Raw genomic sequence first — 19,124 nt, 5'->3', positions numbered from 1 at the left:
GACGATTCGGCGCTTCGACTCTTCCGCGATGCGGCGATGCGTCGGCTCGTGCCGCAGAACGCCCCAGGCACCGCCTCACGGCTTCCCTTCCGTCGGAGTACGGGCGGACGGCCCGCCCGTGCCAGGGCCCGACCTTCGAGAACGGACCATGAGCGAGAACACCCTGTGGAACGTCCTGCGGGACGCTGCCCGCGAGCGGCCCGAGCAGGTGACCGTGCATGTACGCGGCGACGGCGGCGAAGTCGAGGTGACCTACCGGGAGTTGCTGGCCGAGGCCCGGCGGGTCGGCGGGGGGCTGCGGGCGGCCGGGGTCCGGCCCGGCACGTGCGTTCCGCTGGTCGCGGACCGCGGCGAGGACTTCCAGGTCATGTTCTGGGGCCTGCTCGCGGCGGACCTGGTCCCGGTGCCGCTCGCCGCGGACCTGCGCCGGATCCTGCCCGTCTGGGAGCACCTGGACCGGCCGCCGGTGTTCGTGGACGCGGCCGGCGCGGACCTGGCGCGGCAGCTGCCCGCGACAGCGGCCGTGCTGCGGCTGGACGACGTGCGCGACGGCGACGACCTGGGCGGACCCGTCGCCTGCGAGCCCGGAGGGCTGGCCTTCGTGCAGTTCTCCTCGGGCAGCACCGGTGTGCCCAAGGGCGTGGAACTCACCCATGCCGCGGTGACCGCCAACCTGCGTCAGATCGTGGCCGTCTCGGACCTGGGCCCCGACGACGTGGTGGTCAGCTGGATGCCGTACTTCCACGACATGGGCCTGATCGGCACCCATCTCGCGCCGCTCGCCGCCCGCGCCCGGCAGGTCAAGATCGGGCCGCTGGCGTTCGCGCGGCGGCCCGGCGTCTGGTTCGAGACGGCCACCGCCCACCGGGCCACCCACCTGTCGGCCGCCAACTTCGCGCTGGCGCTGGCGACCCGGCGTCTGTCCGACGAGGACATGGCCCGCTTCGACCTCACCAGCGTCCGTCGGGTCGTCGTGGGCGCCGAGCCCATCTCCGCTTCCGTCTGGCGTGACTTCGCCCGCCGCACACGGCCGGCGGGCCTGGCGCCGCAGGCCCTCCAGCCGGTGTACGGCCTGGCCGAGGCCACCCTCGCGGTGACGTTCCCGCCGCCGGGCGAGACGGCCCGGCCGCTGGTGCTGGACCGCGCCGCGCTCAGCCGCGGCAGGGCGGTGGACGCCCCGGACGAGGACCGCTCCGCCGCCGTGCAACTCATGGACCTGGGCCGTCCCGTGCCCGGTTGTGCCGTCCGGATCGTCGACGACGCCGGGCGTGAACTCGGCGACCGGCGCGTGGGCCACATCCAGGTGCGCGGTCCGCAGGTCGCCCGCGGCTACCGGCACCTGCCCGACGCCACCGCCGCCGCCTTCACGGCCGAGGGCTGGCTGCGCACCGGGGACATGGGCTTCCTGCGGGACGGACGGCTGTGCGTCACCGGCCGGTTCAAGGACGTGCTGTTCCTGAACGGGCTCAAGCACCACGCCGCCGACCTGGAGGACGTCGCCGCCGGCACGCCCGGACTGCCGCCGGGCACGACCGCTGTCGTCGGGTCCACCGACCCCGACACGGGCCGTGAACGCGTGGTCGTGTTCGTCTCCTGGTCCCGTCCGCCGAGCGCGGCCGACGAGGTGCTGCGACGGGTCGCCGCCCGGGTGGGCGAGGCGCTCTTCCACGACGACGTACGGGTCGTGGCCCTGCCGCCCGGCCGGTTCCCGCGCACCACCAGCGGGAAGGTGCGCCGTCATGTGCTGCGGGACCGGTTCGAGTCCGGCCGGTACGCCGCCGCCCGTGCCGTCGTACGTGCTGCCGATGCCGCCGCGGCCGTTCCGGCCGCACGGCGTGAGCACGCTGTTCCGGCCGCACGGCGTGAGCACGCTGTTCCGGCCGAACGGCGTGCTCACGGCGGCGGCGCCCGTGTGCCGCGGTCGCGGGTGGCGATCGAGCAGGCGGTGCGCGGGGTGTGGGCCGAGGTGCTGGGGACGGACGGCGCGCGGATCGACGCCCACGCGTCCTTCCGCGCGCTGGGCGGCACCTCGCTGAAGGCCATGGAGGTGCTGGCCGCCCTGGAGGACACCTTCGGCACCCCGCTGGAGACGGCGGCTCTGCGCGCCGGGGCCGACACGGTGTCCGGGCTCGTCGACCACCTGCTGGCACAGGCGGACGGCGGCGAGGAGACCACGGACCGGGCCCGCCCCGGCGCACCCGGCACGGCCCGTTGCGGCCGGCCGGTGCGACAGACGTCCGAGGCTCTCGCCGTCGTCGGCCTGGCCTGCCGGTTCCCCGGCGCCGGCACACCCGAGGCGTACTGGCGGCTGCTCGCGGAGGGACGCGACCTCGTCACCCCCGTGCCGCCGCACCGCTGGGACGGCGACCAGGTGCCCGCGGCCCGCTGGGGCGCCTTCCTCAAGGACCCGGCCGCCTTCGACGCGGACCGCTTCGGCATGTCCGAGGAGGAGGCCCGCACTCTCGACCCGCAGGCCCGCCTGCTCCTGGAACTGGCGCACGAGGCACTGGAACGCGCCGGATACGGGGGCCCCCGCCGCCGCGCCCACCGCATCGGCGTCTTCACGACGACGGGGGACAGCGGTTACCGGGAACTGCTGGACCGGGCCGCCATGGACAGCGGCACGGACCTGCCGCCGTCGGCGCTCACCGGGAACCTCCCCAACCTCGTCGCCGCGCGGGTCGCCCAGCACTTCGACCTGGACGGACCGGCCCTCGCCGTGGACACCGCCTGCTCCTCCGCCCTGGTCGCCCTGCACCTGGCCCGCCGCAGCCTGATGGCGGGGGAGTGCGACATCGCCCTGGTCGGCGGTGTCAACCTGCATCTCACCCCGACCGCGCACCGGATGCTGCACGCCGCGCAGGCCCTGTCACCGACCGGCCGCAGCCGGGCGTTCGGCGCCGCCGCCGACGGGTTCGTGCCGGGCGAGGGCGGCGCGGTGCTCGTCCTGCGGCGGGAGGAGGACGCCCGGCGTGCCGACGACGACCTCCTCGCCCTGGTGCGCGGCACCGCCGTCAACAACGACGGCACCTCGCTCAGCCTGATGGCCCCCAACCCGGCCCGCCAGCGCGAGGTCATCACCGCCGCCCACAGCGCGGCGGGCATCGACCCGGCCGAGGTGACGTACGTCGAGGCGCACGGCACCGGCACCGCCCTCGGCGATCCCGTCGAACTGAAGTCGCTCGCCCACGCCTTCCCGCCCCTGCCCGGCGACGCCCCCCGGCTGCTGGGCTCCGCCAAGAGCAACATCGGCCACCTGCTGAACGCCGCCGCGCTCCCCGGCCTGGTCAAGGTCGTGCTGGCACTGCGCCACGGTCAGGTGCCGCCGTCGCTGCACGCCGACCCGCCCTCCGCGCTCGCCGGCCGGTCCGGGTTCCGGGTGCCCGACCGGCTGGTCGCCTGGCCCGCGCCGCCCTCCGAGGGCCCGCTGGCCGCGGGCATCAACGCCTTCGGCTTCGGCGGCACCAACGCGCACGCCGTCCTCCAACAGGCCACCACGCACAGCCCGCAGGCGTCCCGGCCGGACGACGGCCCTCATGCGCTGGCGCTCTCCGCTCCCACCCGCCCCGCCCTGCACGCCCTCGTGCGCGACCTGTCGGACCATCTGCGCGCCCACCCCCGGACCGCCACGGCCGACCTGTGCCTGACGGCCGCCACGGCCCGGGACGACGACCGGCACCGGCTGGCACTCGTCTGCGACGAGGCCGGTGACACCCCCGTGCGGCTGACCGCTCTCGCCGCCCTCCTCCAGGCCGACGGGGCGGTGGCCGAAACCCCGGACGCGGACGGAGCGGCCACGGACACGGACGGCGCGCCACCGGACCCGGACGTGTTCACCGGAACCGTCGGCACCCGTCCCCGCCTCGCCTTCCTCTTCCCCGGACAGGGCGCCCAGCGTCCGGGCATGGCAGCGCGGCTGTACGCCACCGCACCCGTGTTCCGGGACACCCTCGACGAGGCGTCCGACGCGCTCGGCCCGCTGCAGGGCCGTACTCTCACCCACTGGTGCACCGATCCCGGCGTCGATCCGGCCGAGCTGGCCCGCACCGAGATCACCCAGCCCGTCCTGGTCGCCTTCGGCGTGGCACTCGCCCGCCAACTGGGCGCATGGGGCGTCGTACCGGACGCGGTCGCCGGCCACAGCGTCGGGGAACTGGCCGCGGCCTGCGCCGCCGGTCTGCTGCCGCTGTCCGGCACGGTGCGCTTCGCCGCCGCGCGCGGCCGTGCGATCGCCGAGCTGACCGAGCGCGGCGCGATGGCCGCGGTGCTCGGCGCGGACGACGCCGTGGAGGCGCTCGTCGCCGCTTCGGGCGGTGCCCTGGCCGTCGCGGCCCGCAACGCCCCCGGCCGTCTCGTGCTGTCCGGCACCGAGCGGGCGGTGGAGGACGCCCTGGCCGGCCTCACCGCCCGGGGCGTGACCGCGCGCAGGCTCCGGGTCACCCACGGCTTCCACTCACCGCTGATGGAACCGGCCGCCCAGGCGGTGCACGACGCCGCACGTGCCCTGTCGCCCGGCACCGGCCGCGTACCCCTGCTCAGCACCCTGACGGCCGACTGGGCGTCCGCCCCGGACGCCGCCCACTGGCGCGAACACGCGCTGCGCCCCGTCCGGTTCGGGGACGCGGCCCGGCGGCTGGCCCGGGACGGATACGACACCTTCGTCGAGGTCGGGCCCGGCACCGACCTGCCGGCCGCCCTGCGCACGGCCACCGCGGGCCGGCCCGGCGCCCCCGTGACCGTGCTCTCCGCCCTTCCCGCCGGACAACCCGCCCAGGGCGGCGGACGCGGCGAACTGCTGCGCACCGTCGCCCGGTTGTGGACGCGCGGAGTCGCCGTCGACCACGCCGCGCTGGCACCCACGGGACGCCGCGTGCCGCTGCCCACGTATCCGTTCCAGCGGCGCACCTACTGGCCCGGGCCCGGTGCCGCCCGGCTGCTGCACCGCGTCACCTGGACACCGGCGCCCCTCACCGATTCGGCAGGGGCCGCTTGCTCCGTACCGCCGGCCGGAGCCACTGCCGCCGCCATGTCGGCCGGGGCCGCTTCCCTCGCTCCCTCGGCCGGGGCCGCTTCTCTCGCTTCCTCGGCCGGGGCCGCTTCGCTCGCCGCGTCGGCCGGAGCCGCCCCGGTCACGCTCGTCACCGGGCCCCACACGGAGGCGGTGCGGGAGCTGTCCGCGTGGCTCGCCCGGCGCGGCGTGCCGGTGGCGCCGGCGGGTGCGACCTCCGCCCACACCGTGGTGCACCTGCCGCGACCGGCCGGGGACGACACCGGCGGACCGGCAGCGGCGGCCGACTTCCGGGACACGGTGCGGCAGTTCGACCGGGCCGGTGCGCGGCGCCTGCTCGTGCTCACCGAGGACGCCCACCGCACCGGCGCCGACGGCGAGGCCCGGCCGCGCCCCGAGCAGGCCCTGCTCACCGGGCTGGCGCTGGCGTTCCCTCAGGAGACCGAGGGCGCCGAGCTGGTCTGCGCCGACCTGTCCTCCCAGGACTCCCGCGAGGAGCGGCTGGAGGCCGTCCTCGCGGAACTGACCGCCACCGGCGGCGGCACCCACGTCACCGCCTGGCGGCGCGGCACCCGGCTGCTGCGGGGCATCGAACCCCTGCCCGCCACCGCCGTACCGGAGGGAGACGGCCCACTGCCCCCGGACGGCGTCTACCTGATCACCGGCGGCACGGGCGGTCTCGGCGCGGCGCTCGCCCGGGACCTCGCCGGACGCGGCCGTCCCACGCTCGTCCTCACCGGACGCTCCCCGCAACCTCCCGCCGGGCTGCTCGCGGAACTCGCCGAGCTCGGCGCCGACGCGCGCTACCGGCAGGCGGACGTGACGGACGAGCGGCAGCTCGACGCCCTCTTCGCCGAGGTACCCGCACCGGACGTCGTCTGCCACGCGGCGGGGGTCGCCCTGCCCGGATCGCTGCGCGGCACCGGCCCGCAGGACACGGGCCGTTCACTGGCCGCGAAGGAGCACGGCACCCGGCTGCTGGCACGCGCCCTGGACCGCCACGGGCACCGGCCCGGGCTGTGCGTGGCCTTCTCCTCGGTGGCCTCGGTGCTTCCCGGCGCCGCGGGCGCCCTCGGCGACTACGCGGCGGCCAACGCCTTCCTCGACGCCTTCGCGGCGTCCGAACGCGCCGCCGGGCGCCGCTGGCTGGCGCTGAACCTCGGGCCCGTGGCCCGTACCGGGCTCGCCGCCGCCGTCGGGGACGGCACGCCGCTGCGCACCGGCGGCGTGCCCCTGGCCCCGGCCGAGGCGCTGCGCGCACTGCGCGCGGCCTGTGGCATCGACACGGCTCAACTGGTCGTCGCCGACCTCACGGACGCAGAGGACTCCCTACGGCCCGGCGCCCCGGCAGGGACGGGGGTCGGCGTCCGCGCCGGGACACACGTACCGGCAGTACCGGCAGGTCCGGCCGAGGACCGTGCCCCCGCCGCCTCGGGCGACGACGGGTCCGGCACCCGCCTCCTGGTCCGCGGCCTCCTGGCAGAGGCCCTGCATCTGCCCCCGGAGGCCGTCGACCAGGACCGGTCCTTCCTCTCGCTCGGCCTCGACTCGCTCGCGGCGGTCGACCTCGTCCGGCGGCTGGAACGCGCACTGGGCCGGGACCTCCCGGCCACGCTGTTCTTCGAGTACCGCACGGTGCGCGAACTCGCCGCCCACCTGGACGCCCGGCCTGCCGACGACGCCTCCCGGCCCGCCGACGACACCGCCCGGCCCGCCGACGACACCGCCCGGCCCGCCGACGACACCGCCCGGCCGGAAGCGGCACTGCCCGGTGCGGAGACACAACCCCACGCAGAGACACAACCCGACGCAGAGACACAGCCCGGCGCGGCGTCCGGTCCGGTGGCCGCCGCCGTCGAGGAGGGAGCGCCGTTCCCGCTGACCCCGGTCCAACTCGCCCTGCACACCAGCAGCGTGCTGTATCCGCGGACCCCCGCCCGGGGCTGGGTACGGCACACCGTCCGGGGGCCCCTCGACGCCGCCCTGCTGCGCCGCGCCCTCACCACACTGGCCGGCCGGCACGGGATGCTGCGGATGCGTATCGGGTACGACGGCGGCGTGCCGCACCAGTTCGTGACGCCGGGCGCCGCACCCGAGGTGGGGTGGGAGACGCGGCAGTGCCCAGCAGGCGGAGCGGCGCTGCGAGCGCTGGAGACGGAACTCGCCAACCGGCCGCTGGACCTCACCGCCGAACTCCCGCTGCGGGCCGTGCTGGTGACCGAGGGCGCCGAGGTGGCCCACCTGATCCTCGCCGTGCACCACGTGGCCGCCGACGGCTACAGCCTGAACGTGCTCGGCACGGAACTGTGGGCGCTGTACACCGACCTCGCCCTCGGGCGCACCCCCTCCGCGCCGCCGCCCGCCGCGGACTTCGCCTCCTACGTCACCGACGTGCGGCGACCCGGCGTCCGGGCCGGCGTCCGCGCCGACGACCTCGCGTACTGGCGGGCCCGTCTGGCGGACCACACCCCTCTGCCCCTGCCCTGCGCGGACCGTCCCGACGCCGAGGACGGCCCCGGACCGCTCGGCGCCGTGCAGCACGCCCTGGACGCGGATCTCGTCGTGGCGCTGCGCGAGCGGGCCGCCGCGTGGGACGTCTCCCTCTTCCATCTCCTGCTCGCCGCCTACACCCGCTGCCTGGCCCGCTGGAGCGGGCGGCGGGCCGTCGCGGTCAACGTCGCCCGGGCCGGCCGGGACGCCCGGCTCCCGGGACTCGACCGGCTGGTCGGCCCCCTCGCCGACACCCTGCCGTTGCTGGTGGAGACGGGCCCGGACCCGGACGAGCCGCTGCACCGCCTCGCCGAACGGGTGCGCGTGGCCTGGCTGGAGAGCGAGCGGCACGCCACCGTGAGCAGCCTCGACCTCGCCCGCCTCCTGCCGGGCGACGCCTCGGGGCCGCGCGCGGTGAGCCCGGCGAGCTTCAGCTTCGCCCGCTTCCCGGCCACGCTGGACCCGGACTGCCCCGCCGACGTGCGGCCGACCGCCGCCGGCACCGGCTCGGCCGCCACCCGGCTCAGTCTGCTGGTCTGGGAGGACGGGCCCCTGCTGCGACTGTCCTGGAACGCTCCTGAGCGCCTTGTCCCCGCCACGACGACGACGCGTTACGCCGGCGAGTTCGAACGGGAACTGCGCGGCGCCCTCGACGCCACCGGCGGTTCCCAGGAGGCGCGCGCCGGCCTCCTCGCGGCGACGCCCGCCGCTGCCGCGCCGGCGACCGTGGTCGGCCGTCTGCTGGAACGGTTCCGCACCGACCCCGACGCGATCGCCGTCGACGACGGCCGGCCGGCCCTGACCTACCGGGAGCTGGACGCTGCCAGCCGCGACCTCGCCGTCCGGCTGCGCCGACAGGGCGTGCGGCGGGGGGACTTGGTGGGCATGGTCACCTCCCCGGGGCCCGGCACGGTGATCGCCGTCGTCGGCATCCTGCGGGCGGGCGCCGGATGGGTGCCGCTGGACGCGGATCATCCGACGGCCCGGCTGGCCGAGCAGACGGGCCGGTGCGGCGTCCGCGTCATCGTGCACGACGACCGCACCCGGGCGGCAGCGCGGGCCCTCACGGCCGCGACAGCCGTACCCGCCGTCAGCGACACGGGATTTGCGGCAGGGTCACCGGACGCTCCCTTCGACGAGAGCGCAGCGGACCGCGACGCGACGGCCTACGTCATCTTCACCTCCGGCTCCACCGGCCGCCCCAAGGCCGTGCCCATCACCTTCCGGGCCATGGAGAACTACCTCGACTGGGCCGTGACCACCTTCGCCTACGGCCCCGGCGACCGGCTCGCGAACACCTCCTCCCCCTGCTTCGACGCCTCCGTGCGCCAACTGCTCGCCCCGCTGCTGACCGGCGCCACGGTGGTGACCGCCGACCGTGACCTGGTGCGCGACCCCGAACTGCTGCTGGATCACGTGGAACGGGCGCGGATCACCGTGTGGAGCTCCGTACCGTCGCTGTGGGAGCGGCTGCTGACCGCGGCGGAGAACCGCCTCCGGCGCGGTGCGCCCCTGCCCGACCTGTCCGCGCTGCGTCTGGTCCACGTCGGCGGCGAGGTGCTCTGGGCGGAGTGGGTGCGCCGCTGGTTCGACCTGTTCGGCCCGGAACAGCGGATCGTGAACCTCTACGGGCCGACCGAGACGACCATCAACGCCACCTGCCACCTCGTCGCCGAACGCCCCGCCGAGGAGGTGACCGCGCTGCCCATCGGCCGTGCCGTCGCCGGGACGGAACTGTTCGTGGCCGGCCCCGGCGGTGAGCAGGCCGGTCCGGGCGGCATCGGGGAACTGCTGATCGGGGGAGTCGGCCTGTCCGCCGGTTACCTCGGCGAACCCGAGCTGACGCGGAAGGCCTTCGTGTGGCGGGACGGCCGCCGCTGGTACCGCAGCGGGGACCGGGTGGAGGTTCTGCCCGACGGGGCGCTGCGGTTCGTCGGCCGGATCGACGACCAGGTCAAGATACGAGGCCACCGCGTCGAGCCGGGAGAGGTGGAGGCCGTGCTGCGCGCCCGTCCGGACGTGGCGCAGGCGGCCGTACTGGCCGACGCGGGACGGCTGTCGGCCTTCGTCGCGCTGACGGACCCGGACCCGCGGGACGACGTCGCGAGGGACGACGTGGACGCGGTGGCGCTGCGGCGGTACCTGGCGGACTCCCTGCCGCCCTACATGGTGCCCGCCCGGATCATGCTCCTGGACTCCCTGCCGCTGACCGGCACGGGCAAGACCGACCGGCGGGCGCTGCTGGCGCGGGTCCAGGCACCGGCCGGGAGCACGCCGCGTGCGCCGGGCGCGCTGTCACCGACCGGGAGCGCCACGGAGGAGCAACTCGGCCGTATCTGGCGCGAGGTGCTCGGTGTCGAACGGGTCGGTCGCCACGACGACTTCTTCGAACTCGGGGGCGACTCCCTGCTGGCCCTCCAGGTCTTCGATCTGCTCGCCCGGCAGCGCGGCGGCCTGCTGCCCCGGCCCACCGCCGTCTACCGGCACCGCACCCTGGCCGCACTCGCCGAGGCCATTGAGGCGGCGGCCGCCGAAGCCGACGCCGCTGACGCCGAGGCCGCCGTCACGGAAGCCGCCGAAGCCGACGTCGACGTCCCAGCCGCCGCAGTCAGGGCCGCCGAAGCCGTGGGCCCTGAAACCGGCCCCGCCGAAGCCGTCAACACCCCGACTGCCGCAGAGAGCAGCCCATCGGCCGCCCGGGCCGGCGAAACAGGGTCGGCCGGCGGCGTCCCGGCGGCCCCGGCGTTCCCGGACGCCTACCCCCTCACCCCCGGCCAGCGCGGCTTCCTGCTCGCCGAGGCCCTCGCCCCCGGCACCGGGGCGTCCTGGCTGGCCCGGCTGCGTCTGACCGGCCCGCTCGACCGGGACCGTTTCCAGCGGGCGGTCGACACCCTCGTGGCCCGGCACCCCATGCTGCGCACCGTCTTCCCCGCCGGGGCGAGGCCGCCCGTGCAGCAGGAACTGCCCCCGTCGCTGCGGTTGCCGGTCGCCTTCGGGACGGTGTCCGGCCCGCTGGAGCTCGCGCAGCGGGTCGAGGACGAGCGGCGCCGCCGCTTCGAGCCGTGGACCTGGCCCCTGCTGCGCCTGAGCGTGCTCACCCTCACCCCGCAGGACCACGTGCTCCTCGTGCACGCCCACCACCTGATCGGCGACGGCTACAGCGCCGCCCTGCTCCTGGAGGAACTGACCACCGTCCACGACGCCCTGAACCGGGGCACGGCACCCGAACTGCCCGAGCTGCGCGGCACGTTCCGCGAGCACGCGCAGTCGCTCGCCCGGCAGCCCGCGCAGCCGCGTCCGGAGGAAGAGGGCGCGGTGCGGCGCCGCACCGACCTGTGCGCGCCCTACGGCGAACCGGTCCTGCGAGCCCCGGCCGGCACCCGCGGCAGCGCCTGCGACGGCTTCCTCTCCCACGGCTTCGTCCTGGACGCCGGCGTCGTCGGCGCGCTGCGCAAGGTCGCCGCCGAAGCGGGCGCCACCCTGTACGCGCCGCTGCTCACGGCCTACCACCAGGCGCTCGCCGCCCTCACCGGCCAGGAGGACCTGGTGATCGGGCTGGCCGTGTCGGGCCGCGACCACCCGCTGCCCGGCATCCATCGCGTCTTCGGGCCGTTCGCCACCGCCGTCGCCGTCCGTCCCTTCGGGCCCGGCGTCCAGGACCCGCCCGGGGACGACTTCCCGGCCCGGGTGCGCAGGGTCGTCGACGAGACGATCGCCGCCCGCATCCACGAGGACGTCGTCCCGCGGAACGCCGCCGGGCTGCCGTTGACTTCGCAGTTCTTCTTCACGTTCCTGGACTTCGGGGCCCTGGGCCCGCGCGCCGGGGGCGGTCCGGCCGTGCGCTGGGACGACGAGGGGGACAGCGACTTCACCCCGCCCGCCGCCGGCACCGACGTCTTCCTCGCGGTACGGCCCGACGGGGACCGGCTGCGGGTCACCGTGCGCGGTGCGGCGGCGGCCTTCGACGGGCCCGCGCTCGCCGCGTTCGCCGAAGGGCTGCGCGACCGGCTCGTCTCCCGTGCCGCCCGTCCCGTACCGCGGCCCACCCGGCCCGGCGGGCAGGACCTGGACGCCGCGCTCGTCGGCTACCTGCCGGCGCCCACCCAGCTGGCCCGGCTCGCCGGCCTGCCGGAGACGGCGACGACCCGTGAGGACATCCGCCGCCTGCTGTTCCCGGACGGCGCGCCCCGGCTGCTGGAGACGACCGCCACCCCGCTGGGCCGCTCCGGGTTCGTCGCCCTGCCGCTCTTCGCCGACGAACTCGCCGGCGACGGCACCCTGGCCGCACACACCGCCCGCGCCGTGGACACCGCCTCGGCACTGGGCGCCCGCAGTGTCTCCCTGGCCGGCATGATCCCCTCCCTGACCGGCTACGGCTTCGACGTGCTGCGCGCCCCGCACGCCCCCGCGTCGGTCACCACCGGCCATGCGGCCACGGTCGTCTCCGTGGTGCGCACGGTGCACGCCGCGCTGTCGGCCACCGGCCGGGACCTGGCGGCCACCAACCTGGCCGTGGTCGGGCTCGGCTCCATCGGGGCGTCCTCACTGGAGCTGCTGCTCACCCTGGCCGAGCGGCCGCCCGCCCGGCTCGTGCTGTGCGACGTACCGGGCAGCGAGCCGCGCCTGCGCGGCCTGGCCCGGACGCTGCGGGAACGCGGCCTGGCGGACGAGGTCGCCGTGCGGGTCTCCGACCCCGGGCTGTCCGACGCCGTGTACGAGGCAGGGCTCGTCGTCGCGGCCGTCAGCGGTCACCGCGCCCTCCTCGACGTCGACCGGCTGCGTCCCGGCACCGTCGTCGTCGACGACAGCTTCCCGCACTGCTTCGACACCGGCCGGGCACTGGCCCGCATGCGCCGGGACGCGGACGTCCTCGTCCTGGGCGGGGGCCTGCTCTCGGTCGGATCCACCCGGCGCACCCTGGCCGAAGGCCTGCCCGGCGTCGTCGCCACCGCCGAGGCGGTGGCGCGGCACGGGATCCCCGGCACCCTGGCCTCCTGCCGGACGGAGTCGCTGCTGCACGCCTGCGGTGCGGACGTGCCGCTGGTGCGGGGCCTGGTGGACGCGCCTACGGCCCTCGCCTACTGGCGTGCCATGGAACAGGCCGGCATCACCGCGGCGCCCCCGCACCTGCTCGACCAGGTCCTGGAACCTCTCCCCGCAGGGTGCCGGGCGCAGCCGGGCGGGGCGTGGGCGCCCGCGTACCCCGAGCGTGACCCACATCACTGAGACGAACCGCAGCGTACGGACAGGAGCGGACGTGGACCTTTCCCTACGCGCCCGTGTACGGGCCGGTGACGCACAGGCCTTCGCGCAGCTCTTCCGGGAGCACGCGCAGGCCGTGCACGGCCATGCCGCCCGGTGGCTCGGCGATCCGATCACGGCGGACGACGTGGTCTCGCTGACGTTCCTGGAGGCCTGGCGACTGCGCACGAGGCTGCTGGACGACGACGCGTTCGCCGCGCGGACCGGCCAGGAGGACGACGTGGGCGACGGCCTGCGGGCCTGGCTGTTCGGCATCTCCACCAACGTGCTGCGCAACACGCGCCGCGCCGCCCGGCGGCACAGAGCCGCCCTGGACCGGCTCCCGGGCCGCCGCTCCGGCGCCGAGACGGTGCCCGACTTCGCCGACGCCCTGGTCGGCCGCATGGAGGACACCGAACGCCTCGCGGCCGCCCGGGCGGCCCTGGAGCAGCTGCGGCCACGTGAACGGGAGGTCTTCGCCCTGTGCGTCTGGTCCGGTCTGAGCTACGCCGACGCCGCCACGGCGCTCGGTGTTCCGGTCAGCACCGTCCGGTCCCGGCTCTCCCGCGCCCGGCAGCGGTTGCGGCGCCTGGCCGACACCGCTCGCGCGCCGCTCCGCCCAGCCCCCCGGGCCACCGGTGGCCCGGGAAAAAGCGAGACGCCTCCCCGCCCGCGGACAGGAACCCGGTGACCGAGCCGCAACAGCCCGGTCGACACAGGAGAGATACCGATGAAACCCGACGAACGTGAAGAGATGGCACGGCTGTTGCCGAGCCCGGGTGACCCGGTCCTGCCGAGCGACCGTCTGACCCAGTTGGAGGCACATTTCATGCGAGAGATCACCCGGGAGGCGCCCGCGCCGAGCGCCCGTCCGACCGGCGAGAACCCCGGCGAGAACCCCGCGCGGCCCCGGCCGTTCCGGCGTTTCGCGGCGATCGCGGTTCCCGTCGCCACGGCCGTGGCGGTCGTCGCGGCGGTCCTCACCGCCGGCGACGGCGGAGCCGGCCGGCCGTCCACCGACCCGGAGGCCGTCCGGCTGCTCGACCGCATCGCCGCGGTCGCCGCCGAGCAGCAGGCCCCACACGTACGGGACGACCAGTACGTCTACACCCTGACCGAGGGCACTCGGCAGGTCATGGACCAGGGCCGGGACACCTACCGGCGCTCCGACTGGCACGCCGTCGACGGCGAGCGCGACGGACTGGCCCGCATCACGGTGCTGTCCGGCCCCTCCGGCAAGGGCACCGAGGACATGACGCTGCAGGCCGACCCGAACCGCGCCACCTACCGCGAACTGGAGGAACTGCCCACCTCCACCGACCAGTTGTACGACCACATCTGGTCCGCGACGGAGGGCCAGGGACCGAGCCACGAGGAAGCCGCCCTGGAGATGATCGGATCCATGTTGCAGGACGCCACGCTGCTGCCCCGGGTGGACGCGGCCCTGTACCGCGCCGCCGCCAGGATTCCGGGCGTGAGCGTGGTGCGCGACGCCGAGGACGCCGCCGGCCGGACCGGCGTCGGCCTGTCCTTCGGGGACGGCGAGGACCGGGACGTGTGGGTCTTCGGCGAGAAGGACCTGAAGTACCTCGGCTCCGACGAGGTGGCGCTGCTCGACGTCGGCGTCGTCGACGAGGCAGGGCAGACTCCGGCCCGCTGACCTCCTGCGGGGCCCGGCTCCGCCCCCCCCTGACGGAGCCCGCCTCCGCCGCCACGGAGGCGGGCTCCGCAACGCCCCCGCGCCCCTGGGGCACGCTCAGCCGGCGCCGCCGCGCACCTCGGCGAGGAGGCGGCCGGAGTCGGTCGCGGGGAACCGGTCGAGCATCGCCCGGATCCCGGCGACGTCGGTGTTGGCGCCGAACAGCTCGGTGCCGGGCTGCATGCGTACGCCCTCCGCCAGGGGCCCGGCGACGACCGGGTCGAAGCCGAGGGCGTCGACGAGCGCCGCGACCGTGGCCACGTCCTCCTCCCCGTCCCCGGCGATCGCGATCGCCTTGCGCCCGGGGGTGCCCGCGGGGCGTGCACCCTCCTCAAGGTCGTGATAGCCCATGTGGTTGAACGCCTTGACGACGCGCGAGCCCGGCAGGAAGGCCTGCACGATCTCGCTGGAGGAGGTGCGCGGGTCGGTCAGGTCCTCCCGGATCCCGTCCACCTCCCACCAGTAGTTCATGGCGTCGACGACGAGCTTGCCGCGCAGCGCGTCCACGGGCAGCGACCGGTGTTTGCCGAGCGGCAGGGCGAGCACGACGAGGTCGGCGCGTTCCGCTGCCTCGGCCGCGGTCGCCGCCACCGCGCCGGGCGTGACGATCTCGACGACGAGGGCGATCTTCTCCGGGTCGCCGGAGCCGGCGACCAGCACGTCATGGCCCGCGGCGAGGGCGAGCCTGGCGAGCACGGTGCCGACCTTGCCGGCGCCCAGGATGCCGATGGTGGCCATCGTTCAGTCCTCCAGGATGTCGCGGACCATGGGCGCCACCTTCGCGCCGAACAGCTCGACGGCCCGCGTGCGGGCGGCGACCGGCTGGGCCCCGAAGCTGTAGATCATGTCGAAGCGCCCGACACCGAGCGTCTTCACCGCGCCCGCGATCTTCCGTGCGACGGTCTCCGGAGAGCCGATGTACAGCGAGCCGTGCTCGACCTCGGCGTCGAACTCCTCCCGGCGCAGCGGCGGCCACCCGCGCTGCGCGCCGATCCGGTCCCGCATCACCTTGTACGACGGGTAGAACACCTCCTTGGCCTCCTCGTCGGTGTCGGCCACGAACCCGGGGGAGTGCATGCCGACGGGGTGCGCGACGGTGCCGAACTTCTCGGCGGCCCGTTGGTAGAGCTCGATGTAGGGGCCGAAGCGCGCGGGGGAGCCGCCGATGATCGCGATCATGAGCGGCAGCCCGTGCCGGGCGGTGCGCACGACCGACTGCGGGGAGCCGCCGACGCCGACCCAGGTGTCCAGACGGCCGGACTCGGTCTTGGGGAAGACGTCGGCGCTCTCCAGTGCGGCGCGGGTGGTGCCGCTCCAGGTGACGGGCTTCTCGTCGAGCAGCTTGACGAACAGGTCGAGCTTCTCCTCGAAGAGGACGTCGTAGTCGCTCAGGTCGTAGCCGAACAGCGGGAAGGACTCGGTGAACGAGCCGCGGCCGAGGATCACCTGGGCGCGGCCGTTCGAGATCGCGTCCACGGTGGCGAACCGCTGGAAGACCCGCACGGGGTCGTCGGAGCTGAGCACGGTCACCCCGGAGGCGAGCTTGATACGCGAGGTGCGGGCGGCGATACCGGCCAGGACGGTCTCCGGGGCGGAGATCGAGTACTCCGGACGGTGGTGCTCGCCCACGGCGATGACGTCGACGCCGAGCTCGTCGGCGATCACCGCCTCCTCCACGACCTGCCGGACGGCGGCCGCGTGTGAGAGGGGCACACCGGCGTCCTGCGGGACGTCGCCGAAGGTGTCGAGGCCGAGTACGAGGTCTGTCATGGTGCACCCTCTCCAGCGTGGTTGATGGTTCAACTATCTCGTGTTTCCGTTGACATGTCAACAAGGGGGGAGGGTGGTGCATTCCAGGTGGGGCGGCCGCTGTCGGCCGCAGGGTCCGTGCAGGTCGGAGGCCTACGAGCCGTGCGTCTCGGCCGGAGTGCGCAACACCAGCAGGGCGACGTCGTCGTCGTTCTCGGTGGGGCGGACGCGACGCAGGAGCTCGTCGGTGAAGGAGGTCATGGGACGGTGGGCGAGCGCGGCCGCGTGCTGACGCAGCCGTTCCAGCCCTTCGTCCAGGGTGTGCCCGGCCGCTTCGATGAGTCCGTCGGTGTACAGCAGCAGGGTGGATCCGGGCGGCAGCACGGCCGAGGCGTCCGGGCGCGGCGTGCCCGAGCCGGTGCCCAGGAGGATGCCGTGGCCGTCCAGGAGGTAGCGGGTGAGACCGTCGCGGCTGACCAGCAGTGGCGGCGGATGCCCGGCGTTCGTCCAGCGCAGCTCCCAGCGGCCGTCCTCCGCCGCTTCCAGGCGGGCGAAGATCAGGGTGGCCATGGGCACGTTGGTGATGTGCGTGACCGCCTCGTCCAGCCGGTCCACGATGCGGCTGGGGGGTTCCCGGTGGGACCAGGCGTAGGCGCGGAGCATGTTGCGCACCTGCGCCATGCCGGCCGCCGCCTCCAGGTCGTGGCCCACTACGTCACCGACGGCCAGGGCGGTCGCGCCGTCGGGCAGCCGGAAGGCGTCGTACCAGTCGCCGCCGACCTGCGAGGCGTCGGGGGCGGGCAGATAGCGGGCGATCATCTTCAGCCCGGGCAGGCGCGGCAGCTGGGGCAGGAGATGGTTCTGCATGGTCTCGGCGACCTTGCGCTGCCGCTGGTAGAGACGGGCGTTGTCCAGGGCGAGCGCGGCCCGGCGTGCGATGTCCTCGATCAGCGGCAGGTCCGCGTCGGTGTAGTCACCCGCCTTGTCGGCGCGGCCCAGTGTGAGGGCCCCGAGGACCTCCCGGGTGCTGCGGATGGGGACGATCGCCGCGGAGTGGATGCCGGTCGCCTTGAACAGGCGCTGCTGCTCGACGGCGATCCCGGAGTCGGGTTCCCGCTGGTAGGTTCTGGGGCCGGCCAGGGTGGAGGCCACCCCGCGCAGGGCCCGGGACAGGGGCATGGGCGACTCCTCGGGCACCGGCGGCATCGGGCCCTGGAGCTCCTCGTGAGGCACCAGGGCGTCGCCGTCCGCGTGGACCACCGCGCTGCGCCACACCTCGTCGCGCTCCGTGATCAGGTCGACGACCGCCCAGTCCGCCAGCCGCGGCAGGACCAGCGCCACGAGCCGGTGCAGCGCCTCGTCGACGTCCAGTGTCGAGGTGAGCCGGGTGGTGGTCTCCGCCAGCAGGGCCAGCCGCTCCAGCTCGGACAGCGGCTCGACGGCCGTCCCCGGCTGCGGGCCCGTGCCTGCGGCCTGCTGGTCGCAGTGGAAGACGACGAGCGTGGCGGGCTCGCCGCCCCCGTTGTCGTAGGGGGTGATCAGCCACGAGACGGGCAGCAGGGAGCCGTCGCCCTTGGCGAACCACTCCCCGTCGGCCTGGGCCGTGCGCCGGGCGTGGAACGCCTGCCGCATCTCGCACCGGCTGGTCGGCAGGGTCTGGCCGGCGGCGTCCCGGTGCAGCAGGTCGTGCGCGTCCCGGCCGACCATCTCCTCGGCGGGCCGGCCCAGCAGCTGCTCGGCCCGGACGTTGACCGCGGTGATACACCCCTTGTCGTCCACGGTGTACGCCCCCGCACCGATCGCGGCCAGCGCGGTGCCGGCGACCTCGGGGGACCGTGGACCGGCGCTCTCGGTCCGCTGCGGCTCCACCACGTCCTTGCCTCCTCGCACGTCGCAGGACACGCCCGGCCCTGCACTCCTTCCCCGAGTGCCCCCTGTACGGGTACCTCAGCCCCGGTACCTACCCTCGGGCGGGGCGGCATGGACCGCCTCTGTGATGGAATTCGTGGGGTAATCGGACTGCGGTCAGGTGAAGGGCGAAGGTGCGAGGCGGCTTATGAAGCAGGCTGCTGACGATGAGGGCCGGGCGCTGTCGGAGGGGTCGATCTCCATGGCGGCGGCCTTCGAGGGCACGGAGGCGATCGCGCAGGCGCGCGACCGCGCAGGAGCGTTTCTGCGGGATCTGCGGGTGGAGCACGGGGTGCCGGTGCCCGAGCGGGTGGTGAACGTCGTGCAGCTGGTGGTGAGCGAGCTGGTGACCAACTCCCGCAAGTACGCCCCGGGGCCGTCGCTGCTGACACTGGAGGCTCGCGACGATTCGGTGGCGGTGTCGGTGTGGGACACCGAACCGCACCTGCCGGTGGTCCGGGGCGCCGACCCGGTCCGGGTCGGACAGCACGGACTGGAGATCGTCAGGGCCGTCTGCGAGAGCCTCGTGGTCCGTCGCGAGCCGGTGGGCAAGCGCGTCACGGCGACGATCGGCCTCACTGGGCGACCGCCGGCGGAGACGCCCGCCGACCGTCCGTGAGGAGGACACCGGCCTCCGCGCTGGCCCCCGTGCTGGCCTTCGCGCCGATCCCCGCACCGATCTCCGCGCCGGCCCCCGTGCTGGCCTTCGCGCCGATCCCCGCGCTGGCCCTCGTGGGGGCCTCGGCGCTGGCCTTCGCGCCGATCTCCGCGCCGATCTCCGCGCCGATCTCCGCGCCGATCTCCGCGCCGATCTCCGCGCTGGCCCCCGTGCTGGCCTTCGCACCGATCCCCGCGCTGGCCCGCGCGGGGGCCTCCGCGCCGATCCCCGCGCCGATCTCCGCGCTGGCCCCCGCGCCGTTCCCCGCACCGGCCTCCGCGCCGCCCTCCGCGCCGCCCTCCCCCTCCTCTCCCGACCGCCCCGCTGCAGACACCTTGTAGCCGGATGTGACTCGCCCATAGGATTCAAGG

At 75.5% G+C, this 19,124-nt stretch carries 8 protein-coding genes; 5 read left to right on the top strand and 3 right to left on the bottom strand.

Translation table 11 applies throughout. From position 1 onward, the window contains the following. The first annotated feature begins 148 nt into the window (after window positions 1–148). From ACPXCS_RS21045 to ACPXCS_RS21035, 3 genes are read left to right on the top strand one after another with little or no spacing between them, the layout of a single operon-like run. Window positions 149–12,724, top strand: a complete 12,576-nt coding sequence (locus ACPXCS_RS21045) for an amino acid adenylation domain-containing protein (protein WP_425947980.1) — start codon at window positions 149–151, stop codon at window positions 12,722–12,724. Between the two features lie 31 nt (window positions 12,725–12,755). Further along, entirely contained in the window at window positions 12,756–13,430 is a 675-nt protein-coding gene (locus tag ACPXCS_RS21040) for an RNA polymerase sigma factor (protein WP_425947981.1), read from the top strand. 39 nt (window positions 13,431–13,469) lie between these two features. Continuing rightward, window positions 13,470–14,399 carry a CU044_5270 family protein gene (locus tag ACPXCS_RS21035; protein WP_425947982.1) on the top strand — a complete coding sequence of 310 codons (930 nt, stop codon included), beginning with the start codon at window positions 13,470–13,472 and terminating at the stop codon, window positions 14,397–14,399. Window positions 14,400–14,495: 96 nt separating this feature from the next. Here the strand turns inward: ACPXCS_RS21035 and ACPXCS_RS21030 are convergent, their stop codons facing one another. From ACPXCS_RS21030 to ACPXCS_RS21020, 3 genes are all read right to left on the bottom strand, one after another. Then, complete coding sequence (locus tag ACPXCS_RS21030; RefSeq protein ID WP_425947984.1) at window positions 14,496–15,176, bottom strand: NADPH-dependent F420 reductase; 681 nt, start codon at window positions 15,174–15,176, stop codon at window positions 14,496–14,498. A gap of 3 nt (window positions 15,177–15,179) precedes the next feature. Continuing rightward, complete coding sequence (locus ACPXCS_RS21025; protein ID WP_425947986.1) at window positions 15,180–16,208, bottom strand: LLM class flavin-dependent oxidoreductase; 1,029 nt, start codon at window positions 16,206–16,208, stop codon at window positions 15,180–15,182. 132 nt (window positions 16,209–16,340) lie between these two features. Next, entirely contained in the window at window positions 16,341–18,059 is a 1,719-nt protein-coding gene (locus tag ACPXCS_RS21020) for a SpoIIE family protein phosphatase (protein WP_425948239.1), read from the bottom strand. A 184-nt stretch (window positions 18,060–18,243) separates the two neighbouring features. Here ACPXCS_RS21020 and ACPXCS_RS21015 point away from each other — a divergent pair, with 184 nt between their 5' ends. Together ACPXCS_RS21015 and ACPXCS_RS21010 are read left to right on the top strand one after the other, a co-directional pair. After that, complete coding sequence (locus ACPXCS_RS21015) at window positions 18,244–18,714, top strand: ATP-binding protein (protein WP_425947988.1); 471 nt, start codon at window positions 18,244–18,246, stop codon at window positions 18,712–18,714. Continuing rightward, window positions 18,711–19,094: a hypothetical protein gene (locus tag ACPXCS_RS21010; RefSeq protein WP_425947989.1), complete on the top strand. Its 384-nt coding sequence runs from the start codon at window positions 18,711–18,713 to the stop codon at window positions 19,092–19,094. The genes ACPXCS_RS21015 and ACPXCS_RS21010 overlap by 4 nt, the downstream gene beginning before the upstream one ends. Window positions 19,095–19,124: the final 30 nt, after the last annotated feature.

The organism is Streptomyces sp. DT190 (assembly GCF_049846985.1).
Taxonomy (GTDB): domain Bacteria; phylum Actinomycetota; class Actinomycetes; order Streptomycetales; family Streptomycetaceae; genus Streptomyces.
Note: the sequence above shows the minus strand (reverse complement) of the source record. Positions and strands in the feature narration are given on the sequence as shown.

Bases quoted from the DNA above. Each gene is read 5' to 3' on its own strand.
- ACPXCS_RS21015 (WP_425947988.1), top strand. From the start codon at position 18,244: ATGAAGCAGGCTGCTGACGATGAGGGCCGGGCGCTGTCGGAGGGGTCG.
- ACPXCS_RS21025 (WP_425947986.1), bottom strand. From the start codon at position 16,208: ATGACAGACCTCGTACTCGGCCTCGACACCTTCGGCGACGTCCCGCAG.
- ACPXCS_RS21035 (WP_425947982.1), top strand. From the start codon at position 13,470: ATGAAACCCGACGAACGTGAAGAGATGGCACGGCTGTTGCCGAGCCCG.
- ACPXCS_RS21030 (WP_425947984.1), bottom strand. From the start codon at position 15,176: ATGGCCACCATCGGCATCCTGGGCGCCGGCAAGGTCGGCACCGTGCTC.
- ACPXCS_RS21045 (WP_425947980.1), top strand. From the start codon at position 149: ATGAGCGAGAACACCCTGTGGAACGTCCTGCGGGACGCTGCCCGCGAG.